Origin of the sequence: Pseudoalteromonas sp. 20-92 (assembly GCF_030847595.1) — a bacterium.
Lineage (GTDB): Bacteria > Pseudomonadota > Gammaproteobacteria > Enterobacterales > Alteromonadaceae > Pseudoalteromonas > Pseudoalteromonas fuliginea.
Genome location: NZ_JANJGQ010000005.1, coordinates 71074 through 84370, shown reverse-complemented (window position 1 = coordinate 84370; position 13297 = coordinate 71074). Strand labels below are relative to the sequence as shown.

The window sequence follows — 13297 nt, the reverse complement described above, 5'->3', positions numbered from 1 at the left end:
AATTTAAGGGTTTGTATTTATATACAAACCCTTATAATTTACCAATTTAGTATTACGCTCTATTTTCAACTCTCAGCTAAGCCTTGTAAAAACTCCAAGCTCAGCTTTTCTTGTGCATTAGCCTGATAGGGTAATTGCTGCAAGCTATCGTACGAAAAATCGTTAATATCAAATTGACTTATTTCACTATTCCCAAAGCTGTTTCGCTCACCTGGGCTTGGTGACATTCTCTCAACAACAAAGTCACTTAAGCGCATTTCTGTAATACCTTGTGGTAATACAGACCAGTGAGCTTTTAGATTAAGTGTTTGACTCCCCTGCGTTAACCTCTTCTTTGATACTAAGTGAGCTAGTGGTGTATCACCATTATATAAATTAGCTCTCACCCGATATAAACCGCTTTTTATGACGGTTAGATTTGCTGGTATAAGCATATTTTCATTTTGTGCATAGGCTGTATTAAAGCCAATTAAGGTTGCACTTGGTGGCATATATTGAATTTGCGCAACTACGGGTACTTTTTTACCTGCCACATCAGCCTCTACAAACAATTGTAAACTACGAGGATAATCTTCTTTAGCTTTAAACGTTATACTCGCCTCTCCTTCGTGTGCACTGCCAGTATGAGTATTTAATACCTCTTTTGTGTCTGTATTTGCCAGCTCAACCACCACTTTACCGAGCCCTTGCGCGCTTACGTTTAACCTTATTTCTTCTGGGTATACAAAACGATACTGCTCAAGGCTTAACGTAAGCGCAGAGCCAGTTTCGTCAATTGGGCTCGATACCGGATAAAACTGGTTTGGCTTTAGACGATCCTCATCTAATGTGCTCAACGGTTGAGAATAAGGAGGAAATTTAAGTGCACTTTCGTATTGCATAACTATTTGTTCAGCTGCTTTTGTTAAATCTTCATTAAAAGCAATTTGTTGTTTAGATGGTGTTTTTTTTACTTTAGGTACATCAATGGCTATTACTTTTACAGGATCTGTATTTGGGGCACTAAGAGACTTTGATATTGGTTTTTTTTCTGTCTCATCCAGTTTTTTTGAGTCATTATTATTTGTAAACCACAGCACAAATAAAGCAACGCTAATGATTAAAGTGATCAGATAAAATTTTTTCATAGGCTATATTCATATCCTGCATAAAGCGTGCAGTTAGTAACTGCACGCTTTTATATTATGGAATCACATTATAAATAAGCGCCGATGCACTTAAATTATTAGAATCCTTTATGTAGCGGTATTGTTTTTTCCAAAACCAAGTACCTGTTGATTCATCAAACGTATTAAAACCTACGTTTTGGCCATCAACATTCACATTATTCATCGCAATAGTTACATTACCTTTGCGTTGTGCATTATGAATTTCATTGTGGCTATAGCTATCACTCATCATCATAGGATAATGGTTTGGCATAAAGCTTGTTACTGCATCGCCTTGTGAATCTAACTGTCCATCTGTATCGATACTGCGGCTACAGCTTCCAAACGATCCTACAGAACTTGCCCCACATGATGAGTGTGATGCTACAACGGAGTCATCGTTACCTCTTAAAAAACCACCCGTTAGGCCTAAGTATGCATTACCATCAGCAACAAAACGTAAGCGTGGTGTGCGTGCGTCAGGAAATGGTGAAATTTTACGTGCATTATTTACTTTTAAATCGTGTAATACACCAATTGCTTGCGTTACATCGCTGCCTAACCACCATTTGAGTGCAGCATCTATCGCAAAGTTCCATGAAGCACCTGTTAATGCACTCACTGCAATATCAGCGAGCTCACTTCCACCGCCAGCCCCTGCCAAATCAAACGTAGCAACAATATTAAGCGGTTGTAGCCCCGCGTTTTCTAACCAGTTTTCTTGATTATCAATAATATGGCGTGCAACTAAGTCACCTGTAGAATGAGTTACAAGCACACAGCCATCGTTACACAAATTAGAACGCGAAATTTGTTTCAACTTAGGCCAAACCCAATCAGTGGCTATTTTACCCTCTACACGCTCGTATGAAGGCCAATCAATGCGTTCGTCAGCGCGATTATTCCAGTACGATTGCCAATATGTTTCACCATCATTGACAACATCACTGCCTGATTTATTTGTTATTTGCGAGGTTTGTAAGCCATGAATTAATATAATTTTGTAGTCTTTACTCGCTGCAGAAAAGCTCATTAACATAGCAAGTCCCGCACCGATTAGGTGGCTTGGCTTAATTAATTTGTGTGTGTATTTGTTGTTCATACAATTCCTTAATGTTGTGTACGTAATATTTTATTATCATTTAAGGTATTCATGTTGGTTTGCGTAAGCTTGTCAACCTAGGCGCTCACTAGTATTAGGAACAACGAACAAAAATGCAACAACTTATTATCATTTAGGAGGGGTGGGAATTTATTTCATACTGATTAATGAGTTAACAAAGGTATAATTGTTAAATATGAAATTATTAAATGAGTTTCAGGGGGATATTGAGGTATAAGATTAAAACGAGCACCATTAAAAGTGCCCGCTATAGAATAAGGACAAAACTAATCTAACCGTTGGCTTTAAGTTCATTAGTAAATTGCCCTATAGCATTCACAACTTCTTGCGCACCTTGTTGAATTTCCTGCATCACATCACCTGACTCTTTAGATAATGCTAAACCTTGCTCTGCTTTCTCTTTACCTTTCTCGATTACAGCCACCGTATTTTGTGTCTGTGATTGATTACGCTGCACAACTTCAACAATTTCTTCTGTTGCTTTTGAGGTACGCGATGCAAGCAACCTTACTTCGTCTGCAACAACAGCAAAACCTCGACCTTGCTCTCCAGCCCTAGCTGCTTCAATTGCGGCATTCAACGCTAATAAATTTGTTTGTTCGGCAATACTGCTGATACTTTGTACAATGCTCGCAATTTGTTGTGACTGCTGATCGAGCGCTGATATTTCACTAGCAGCTTGCTCCATGTTAACGGCCAACTCAGTCATAACAGCGACTGTATCTTGTATAACAAGCGCACCTTGCTCTGCTTTTTTATCGGTTTGGGTTGAGGTGCCATGAGCAATTTCGGCCGCTTGTGATATTGCTATTTCTTGATTTACTTGCTCTGTAATAACTGTCGCGAATTTCATTACTTTATAAAGTTCATTTGCATCATTTGAGATTGGATTGTATGACGCTTCTAACCATACAATATTGCCATGTTTATCTACGCGCTTAAAACGTTCCGCAATAAATTTTCCTTCCCGTAACTTAGTCCAAAATTGCAAGTACTCTTGAGAGTTTGCTTCTGATCCCTCACAAAATGTACGGTGGTGCTTGCCTATAATTTCACTTTCTTTATAGCCCATAGCTACCAAAAATTGATCATTAGCTTTTAAAACATGTCCTTCTAAATCAAATTCGATTACAGCCATAGAGCGATATATTGCTTTAATAGTGTCGCTTTGCTCGCGAGAAGCTGTAATTGTTTTTGTAAGTACACTCCCGAATATAGAAAAATAGAGCAGCTGGTCTTGCTCACCTTTTACTGGGTGTACTATTAAACGTAACCATTCAGCTTTACCATCACCGCGCGCAATTTGTAATGCACCTCCCCAATGTCCTTCTTTTTTTATAGCTTGCTGTAGGCTTTTAAATTCTGAAGATTGACGAGACGACTCAGTAATAAAATCATCAAAAGAGTTATTAGTAAGATCGTCTTCGTTGTAGCCTAAGTTTTCTAAAAACCTATCATTAGCGTGCGAAATTCTACCATCATAAAGAATGTTTAGTACTAACATCTCTCGGTAAAGCCCTTCCCACACTTGTTGTAACGGATAGAGTTCTGCTTTTAAAGAGGCTATTTCATTTTGCTTATTTTTAGAAAAAAACATTAATATCCTTACTAGGGCGTGTTGACCTTTGTGGATTGAAATTTGTTCAATCTAGGGGCGATTAAATCACGGCGCGAGGTTTGTAACCTAGTGGGCTAAGTAAAAACCGAGCAACAAAGAGTTAATCGTCCCTAGAAAGAACCCAAAGGGCAGCGTATGTTTGGTATTTATACTACGTTATCGCCTATTTATGGGGAATACCACACTACATAGGCTCTGCCTTGCCTAAAAACCAAACACACTGCTGCAAATTCACCCACCAAAGATCAACACGCCCGAATACATTCAATATAAAGTTAATTTTAGTATAGAAGACATTTATAATAACGCGATAAATAACAAGTAGTTTGAAGCTAAATTATTAATCAAAAATTCAAACTAAGCTTAAAATTGTAACCTTTCATACAATCCAGACGCTCTCGATACGCTTTTATTCATTGCTAATTGCAGTACTTTTTTATCAGCCACCAGCTCAAACTTATTTTTAGCGCGGGTTATTCCCGTATACACTAATTGCCTGTTAATACCCATGCGCGCTTGTTTTAGCGGTGGCAGTACCATGGCTGTGTAGCTAAACTCTGAACCTTGTGATTTATGAATAGTCATTACATAGACTTTATCGTGCGCAGGGAGTCGTGCAGGTGAAAATGCTCGTTGATTACCTTGCTCATCAATAAATATAGCTTTGAGTTGATTACTTTCATCAGGCATTAAAATACCAATATCACCGTTAAATAACTTAAGCTGGTAATCGTTTTGGCTCACCATAATAGGCATACCCGTATAGTGGTGAGTATTAGGGCTAACTGTTATTAAACCTTGCTGTTGCAATACGCGCTCTATTCGTTGATTTAAGCTATGCACGCCGTAATCGCCCTCTCTTACCGCAGCTAAAAGCTGATAACTAGCAAAAGCAGCATGCACCTGTGCAACATCTGCACCTTGGGCAATTAAGTTAAGGTATTTTGCATAATGACTTGCTGCACTTTTAACAAGCTTTTCAATTGGTTTTGCTACAAAGTCGTAATCTAAAATTACATCGTTAAAACGCCCTTCGGTACTTTCTTGCTCAACGTAATTTAAAATACCGGTGTTATTTGTGTTTACCGCAAGTGCGAGTTGACCAATGCCGCTTTGTGCATCAAATCGATAACTGTGCTGTAAAAAGGCAACGCAATCTGCGAGTTTAAATTCACTCACGCTTTGCGCTACGAGCTTAGGCTCATTATTAAAACATAAGCTATTTAGCTCATCACAACGTGCTTGCGAGTAGCGTGGCGTTTGCCCAAGTGTTAAACCTTGGCATAAATCGCTCATTACGCTGCCAGTATCTACCGAGGCAAGCTGATCTTTATCACCTAGGAGTATTAATCGCGCGTGCGTAGGCAGTGCTTCTATTAATTTAGCCATCAGCGATAAATCGACCATACTGGCTTCGTCAATAATCAGCACATCTAAATGCAGCGGATTGCTTTTGTTATGTCTGAATTTATTAGTAAACGGTTTTACGCCTAATAAGCGATGAATAGTTTGAGCGCTTTGCGGTATCAGCGTTTTTATATCATCAGGAATCGTTGTGAGCTTATTTTTAGCGCCCAAAATAGACTCACTTAAACGTGCAGCGGCTTTACCTGTAGGGGCCACCAGCTTAATGCTAAGCGGCGCGGTTTTATAAAGTGACTGCAAAATAGCCAGTAACTTAGTCACTGTGGTAGTTTTACCGGTACCTGGACCACCCGTGATCACGCTAAAGCCTTTGGTGGCAGCAATCGCACACGCCACTTTTTGCCAATCAGTTTCAATTGCAGAATCAGCAGGAAAATAGGTATTTAAAAGTTCTGCCAATATTTCATTATTAATATTGAGCTTTCGCTCGCTCATGCTTAATAGTCTATCTGCGAGTGTTTGCTCATAACCGGCAAGGCGCGCAAAATAAAGTCGCTCTTTAAACAGTTGCAGTGGTTTATTTTCGCCTACGCTTTCATGGCTTTGTAAATAACTGAGCGCTGTGTGTACGTTAAAGTCATCACTAAACGGGCTTAGCGTACTGGGTACATTGCCATCTAGTTTATTAAAGTCGCTTTTGCGCAAGTTAAAAGGATTGCTCCAGTCAACCTCATTTAAAGTTAGGCAGCTATGCTGGCTTTGCTGCGATAAGCACAGTAATAAAATAATATAAAACAGCTCATTATGAGTTTGCTCAATGTCATTAGCACACAGTAATTCAGCGAGTTTAACATCAACCACACGTAGTCGATTTTGCGCTAATAAATATTCAAGTAACGGGACTTCGATAATCGTATTATTTAACACAATGTCCTCAAATGGAGCATCTTGTGCTACATTTTTTGAAGTAAGAGGCTCTGCTGCTTCATTATTAAGTGTCTCGTCTATATCGTCAAACAAGCCAGGTTGCTCATTTAAATCGCTCATAGCATGGCTCCTTGGCTAAATAAGCCATCTAAAATATTCACTTGTTCTTCAGTTAGCTTTTTAAAGTACACGCCTTGCCCTGCGGGCATCCCACGTAAAAACGTGTAATACACGCCGCCTAAATGAATTTCTATTGAGTAATCAGCTATACGTTGTTTTAATAAACGATGCAGCGCTACCGTGTAAATTAAATACTGTAAATGATACTGATGACTGCTCATCGCTTGCTCAAGCAAGTCGCTCTCGTAATCAGCTGGCGTGCTACCTAAATAATTAGACTTATAATCTAAAATATAATATTTGCCTTGGTAGCAAAATATTAAATCGACAAAGCCTTTTAACAAGCCCTTTACGTGCGAAAATTCAAGCTTACTTTGTGCAAAACCAAAATGTTTAATCAGTATTTCGTTTAGCTTAGGTGCGCTTAAACTCTCAAGAGGTAAATTAAATTCCATTTCGACTAGGCAATCATTGGGTGTAAGCACGCCCAATGACAAAAGGCTCTTATCTAGGGGACACGCAAGAACATCAAGCACCCATTTTTCAGCCACTTCTCGCCATTGATCACCTATGTGGTACTTTTCAAGGCTGCGCTTAACTACCTCAGATAAGTTTTGCTCGGTATTAGTTGGGTGAACTGTTGGGCTAGTAAAATCTATTTGTTCAAATATTTCGTGTAAACAGCTACCGGGCTTTGCCCCTTTAGGAAAACTATAAGGTGATGGTAGTTCGTCCTCTTGCACTGCAAACTCGTCTTTTTCGTGATCTTCATCACTTCGCCCTGGGGCTAATTGGTCGCTGTGCTTTTTAAAGCTCAACGCACTAAAGCTGGTTGCTCGCCAGTTACGCTCAATATTTGCTGTTACTTTATTAACGCTTAACGTTTGCTGCGCGCTTTCACTGTTATTAAAACAAAGTGTTCCCTGCTCTAATAATGTTTGTGAGGTAAATTGCTGATAGCTCATCGCGCTGTTAGCGTCGCAAAACTCACTTAAATGCGTGCGCCATGTTTGGCTACTGGCAAGTTCAAGCCCTGCAAATAAAACATGCCCAAGTGCACTACTTTGCATAGCCAAGCGGCTACTTTGTCCTTGCCCTATATTATAAACACCAAGCGCACAAAAATGTACGGCGCGAGTAAGTGCTACATAAAGCAGGCGTAAATCTTCAGCTAGGCGTTCTTGTTCTGCTTTTTGAAGGGCATCTTCGTCTTTACTTAAATCGTAAACTAGCTTGCCATTATTATGATAAAGCGCTTCTTTTGTTTCGCGATAGCCACTGGCAAACGGCATAAATACCAAAGGGTATTCAAGCCCCTTTGAGGCATGCATAGTGACAATTTTAACCAAGTTGGCGTCACTTTCTAGGCGCACTTGTACTGTTTCACCGTCTTGTTGGCTTACCTTTTGTGCAAACCAGCGCAGTAAACGTAGCGTGCCTTCAAGCTCTATTTGTTTTTGCTGAAGTATTTCGCCCAAGTGCCTAAAGTCTGTCAGCCAACGCTCAACGTTATATCCCAATCCCTGCCATTTAGCGCTAAGCTGGTTATGGCTCATTAAGCGCTCAAGCATTGCCATAGCGCCTTGCTTGTTCCAAATGTGGCTAAGTTGTGCAAAAAAGTTTAAGTAGTCTTGCCATTTATTTTCATCATCGGCGAGTGCATGTATTTCGTTATAACTTAAACAAAATAGTGGACCAGCTAAAACACCGCGCAGCAATGACTCGTCATATTGACCATGTAGCGCCGTTAAAAAGTTAAGTAGGTGATGGCTAAGCTCTTGGCTAAAAACGCTTTCTCGCGATAAATACACGCTGGCAATTTTGGCATCATCTAGCGCTTTTTTCATTATTTGCGCTTCAACACGGTCGCGCACTAATATACAAATATCGGCAGCGCTGACAGGGGTACTGCCAATACACGCGTCCCCCTGTTTTGCTTTTTCAAGCAAGGTCACTATTTTATTAGCAAAGTGAGTGGCTAAATGTGCTTGCCCTACACCTTTGTTGGTTGGTTTGTTTTTTTCATCAGCGGCTTCATCCACAAATACATTAAATTCGAATGCGGTCGCGGGTTTGCCATCAATTAAAAAAGAGTCATCCGCTTTTTTACCTTTAGCAGCTACTGCGTTAAACGGTATGGCGTCGTTATAAATAAAGCTGTTAGCGTGTTTGCCAAATAAACTATTAACGCTATTTACTATATCTGTGCTTGAGCGAAAGTTAGTACCCAGCGTAAATTGCTGATCAGTCTGTACAGCTTCTTTTGCGCCAATATACGTAAAAATATCAGCGCCCCTAAAGCCATAAATAGCCTGTTTTGGGTCGCCTATCATGGCAAGCGTAGTATTTTGTTGCCCATAAATTTCACTAAAAATACCGTACTGAATCGGATCGGTATCTTGGAATTCATCAATCATGGCGACCGGAAACAATTGCGCAATTTTTTGCGCCAGTACGTCGCCTTGCTCGTTATTAAGCGCACTGTGTAAATTGGTCAGTAAGTCATCTGGGGTGATCACGCTTTGCTCTTGCTTGCGCTTAACTATTGCACCTTTTACCCAGCGTGCTGCATGTTGTACAACCGCTATTTTGAGCCCTTGGTTTATGGTGTTGTTAAGGGCGGCAAGCTCGTCAAACTGACTCAGTAATGGATGCACAAATAATGGCTGATTTTTTTTATAATTGCTCACATCGCTTAGGTTTTCTGTAGTCCACACTTCAAACGAATACTTGCTAGTGCCAAATTCAAAAAACAAATCGCCGCCTAAACAAAATGCTTCAAGCGCACCCAGGCTGCCTTTTCGTGCTGGCGTTTTAGAACCACTTAAACCCGAGCCTTTAATCGCACATATAAACTCTTGCTCTAACACCGCTTTTTTAAATGCGGGTACACGGGTTATGTACTCGTCACGCGCCTTCCATACATCGTCTAATTTTATTTGTGGCGTAATGTGCGCATTAGCTTTGTTTAAAATGCTCGCCACTTGAGCGAATAAAGCCTCGGGTGCGGAAAATACATCTAAAATAGCATCGGTGCGCTCTTTGTTAAGTGGGTATACAAACGCACGCCAAAAATCTTTAATAGTTTCGAGTAATATGTCGCGCTCATCTAAAATAAATTCGAGATTAAACGCCACTCCCGACTCAAACGCATGTTGTTTTAGCATCCGCTGACAAAAGCCATGAATAGTAAAAATAGCCGCTTCGTCCATTGATTTAGCAGCTGCATCGAGTAAATCAAACGCGCGGTGCTTATCATCAATTTTGGCAATTACGCCTTCAATGAGTTCGTCGTTTGGGTCTTGCCCTAGCAATGCGTCGCGCGCAGCAATAATTCGGCTGCGCACGCGGTCTTTAATTTCTTGGGTGGCAGCGTCGGTAAAGGTTACTACCAAAATTTGCTCAACACTGAGCGGCGTATTTAACTCACCTTCTATTTGCATGCCTAATAAGTAGCGTAAATACAGCCCCGTAATCGTATAAGTTTTACCAGTACCTGCACTGGCTTCTATTAAACTTTGACCAATGAGCGGCATAGTAAGAGGATTAAGCGCTTGCATGGTCACTCTCCTTTGCGTGTTCAAATAAAGGCGTGAGCAATTTATCACTCCATTTTATAAATTCTTCTTGGCAGTCGTTTAGCGATTGCACCGTTAAGCGAATATACGGATTTTCGCCCTCACCTCGCCCTATGTATTGCGGGCTAAATTTGCTCATTGCTTTTGTTATATCGCCGCCGCTTTTAACGTATTCATAACCACTTACCGGAAAGAACGGCACAGGCTCTGCGCGCAGCGCTTTGTATAACTCAAACCAATCAAGTAACAATGCATCGGCATCAGCTTTATTAATTGGCGCAAAGGTAATTTGCTTATCAAGCCCAAGTAACAATGTTTCTACTTGTTGATCCATACTTTGCGCTGCGAGGTGATAAATAAAGCCTTTAATTAAATCTTTCGCTTTAATACTCGCACTGCGGTAAAACACTTGTTTTTGCAAATACACATGATTGAGCCAGCCCTCTATTTTAGTGCCTTCAATGGTAAGCAAAACTTCTATCGGCTCACTTTTTCCGCCTTTAATCTGCTCTTTTACTTGCCCTGCAAGCGCATCAACTCGGTGCTCCATACTCTCAAATATGAGGCTGCCTACATTGGCCTGAGGTAACTCACCTCGCTGCAGTATTTGCTCGGTACTCAGTGGTTGCTCGTTTATGTTTGCTTCGAGTATTTCATCAAGGTAAAAATAACGGCGCAGCGCATCTAAACTAAAGGGTTCTTCGTCTTTTGCTACTTCGTTAAATTGTGGCAGGCGCAAACCTAATGTTTGTTGATAAAAGCTCTCTTGTGCGCTGCACACGCTTCTAATAAACACATCGAGATCTAACTGATCTGGCACAATCACATCAAGCGCAATAACCGGCTGTGGTTTTATTGACTCACTTGGCAGCCAAATTGGATTGTAACTGTGGTTGCTCAGTACAGTATTTGCTTGCTCATCGGCTAAATAGTAATGGCTATTAAAGGGCTGTAAATGCTGTTGATTGATTAGACATGCGGGCAGCGTTTTTTCACTCTTTTCGCTTAATACAAAACTACGCCCAATATATTCTAACAGCTCGCTTACAAGGGTTGATGGCATGCGCGGTTGGTTATCAAAACACGAGCGACCAATGTAACTTATGTATAAGTTGTCGCGGGCACTCAGTAGTGCTTCTAAAAATAAGTAGCGGTCATCTAATTTACGTGATCGGTCACCTTTTTGCTTTTTAGAGTAAGGCACTAAGTCAAAACCAATAGGTTGTACGTTACGTGGGTAGTCGGCATCGTTTAAACCAAGCATACACACCACTTTAAATGGCACTGCGCGCATTGGCATCAATGTACAAAAATTGACTTGCCCAACTAAAAATCGCTGCCCTACGCCTTTTTCTTGAATGCCTTGTTTAATTAAGTAACTAACAATACGCTGCGAAACTGCTTTGCTGTAATCGCCGTTGTCGTGGTGCTTTTGTAACTCTTCGAGCACGTTTTGCAATACTAATAAATCCCAGCTGTCATCGCTTTCACTTTCGTATATGGCGTTTAACAGCTCGCTTAAAATATGCGCTTTATTAGTGAGCGTATCGTCGGGCGTTAACTGCTCTTTAAAGCTTTGCAGTACATCAATAAAATGCACGAGCTTGTTGAGTGTATCAAGCGCCATACCTTCTACTTCATCAGCGCTGTAAATACCGTTAAACGGACATTGTTCGTCGCGCATGGCAATGCCAAGCAGTAAACGGTTGAGCCCATGTTGCCAGGTATTTAAATCAATAGCGGGTAAATCAAAGCTGCTTTTATGCGCTGCGTTTATACCCCATTTCACCCCAACACGTTCAAGCCAATATTGAATTTGCTCGTATTCGTGCGCTTCAAGCCCAAATTTTTCGGCTATTTGCGTCACTTGTAATAAATCGAGAATATCCGACACACCAAAGCGCGAAAACGGTAAGTTAGCTAAACTCGCAAATGAGCTAAGGACGGGCTTTTCTTGCTCTATGGCTAAATCGGCCAATGCATAAGGAATAAAGCGGCTGCCTTGTGCCCCGCCAAATACGGCTTCAATGTAGGGGCTGTAAGTGCCTACATCGGGCATCATGACAATTATGTCTTTGGGAGTAAGCGTTGGATTTTGATTAAATAAGTTAAGTAAGTAGTCGTGCAAGCGCTCAACTTCTCTAAGCGGTGTATGGCAATCGCTGAGCGTAATACTGGTGTCGGTTGCGCTGATTGGTAATTTACCTTCGTCGTTAATAAACCACTCTTTGTTATCAGTCAGTGATTCGCCTTTAAATGCAAGCTGATAAATCTCGCTTTGTACTTGCCCTAGTAAGGTGTCGTCAAACACATCAATAAAACCATCAATCCAACGGGCATCTAACTGTACAAGTTGTTCAAAATAGTCGCGACCTAATTTACCCCACGACGATAACAACGGATTACCTATAAAGTAGTATTCTTCATCTGGATTGGTTTGTTTTTTTTGTTGCGCTTCCACCAGCGGCATTTTGGCGTATTTAGCGCTTATTTTAGCTGCTGTTTTTTCATCTATAATATCGCCCCAGTAGTGCTCACTTGGGTTAAAAAAGAATAATATAACCTCAGTTTTTTTACTCAGCGCTTCAAATACGTCTAGCTGGGAGCTGGCAATCGCCGATATACCAAATAAGCTAATGCGTTGTGGCAGTATGCTATTGTCCATAGTCTCAAGTGCTGTAAGTAACTGCCCTTGCATGTTAGCGCGATGAAATTGGCTTTGCCCAAGGTCTTGGCTTAGTTTTACAATGCGTCGCCATAAATCAGGCTGCCATGGGGCAATGGCTACATCTACGTCATCAAGCTCATCTTTTCCGCTATCCCATGTGGCTATCCAGTGCGGTCGGTACATTAAATATTGGTCGTACACATCGGCTATTTTTTCGCACAGCGCAAAGGTTTTTTGCCCGTCGATATCGCCCTCTAAATAGGTTTTTAGCGGCAAATAAAGCGGTTCATCAATGCAGGTTGGTAAAATTGCAAACAGTTTCCAAGCAAGGTTGGGCTTATTAAATGCCGACTCTTTAGGGACATTTGGCAGCAATTGCTGATACAACTGCCAAATAAAGCTCGACGGCAACGGAAAATCAACCTGCGCTGCGACCCCTAAGTTTTCGCTCAAACCTATTTTTAACCACTGCGACATACCCGGCGATTGCACTAGCACTACTTCTTTGTCGAACGGGCTTTGCAATGGGTTTACTTTTAACAGCTGATGGAACTGCGCTTGCAGGGCTTCCATCCGGTTTGATTGAATAATATTTAGCATATAACACTGACCTTGCTTGAGATAAAACCAGTGTAAGATATTTTCAATATTAGGGGTAGCGCAAACGGGTAATTGGCTTTAATAAATCAGAGAGTTAAGAACTAATTTACAGATTTTTATACGCACAGCATCTATTTTATATACTGTGCG

The 13297-nt window shown here is 40.9% G+C and carries 6 protein-coding genes; all 6 read right to left on the bottom strand.

Annotation, left to right across the window (positions count from 1 at the left end; translation table 11 throughout):
* Window positions 1-65 precede the first annotated feature (65 nt).
* The 6 genes from NRL14_RS06935 to recC all read right to left on the bottom strand — a co-directional run bounded on the left by NRL14_RS06935 (window position 66) and on the right by recC (window position 13147).
* A complete protein-coding gene (locus NRL14_RS06935) occupies window positions 66-1127 on the bottom strand; it encodes a hypothetical protein (RefSeq protein WP_007375306.1) in 1062 nt (353 codons plus the stop codon).
* 55 nt (window positions 1128-1182) lie between these two features.
* A complete protein-coding gene (locus tag NRL14_RS06930) occupies window positions 1183-2250 on the bottom strand; it encodes a hypothetical protein (protein WP_306724310.1) in 1068 nt (355 codons plus the stop codon).
* A 292-nt stretch (window positions 2251-2542) separates the two neighbouring features.
* Window positions 2543-3868 (bottom strand): PAS domain-containing methyl-accepting chemotaxis protein, encoded by a 1326-nt coding sequence (locus tag NRL14_RS06925; RefSeq protein WP_033038416.1) that lies wholly within the window; start codon window positions 3866-3868, stop codon window positions 2543-2545.
* Between the two features lie 384 nt (window positions 3869-4252).
* Window positions 4253-6301, bottom strand: coding sequence for an exodeoxyribonuclease V subunit alpha (gene recD / locus NRL14_RS06920; protein WP_306724309.1), 2049 nt, complete (start codon window positions 6299-6301; stop codon window positions 4253-4255).
* Complete coding sequence (gene recB / locus NRL14_RS06915) at window positions 6298-9861, bottom strand: exodeoxyribonuclease V subunit beta (protein WP_306724308.1); 3564 nt, start codon at window positions 9859-9861, stop codon at window positions 6298-6300. Before recB ends, recD begins: the two co-directional genes overlap by 4 nt.
* On the bottom strand, window positions 9848-13147 hold the full coding sequence (gene recC / locus NRL14_RS06910; protein ID WP_306724307.1) for an exodeoxyribonuclease V subunit gamma: 3300 nt from the start codon (window positions 13145-13147) through the stop codon (window positions 9848-9850). Before recC ends, recB begins: the two co-directional genes overlap by 14 nt.
* Window positions 13148-13297 lie beyond the last annotated feature (150 nt).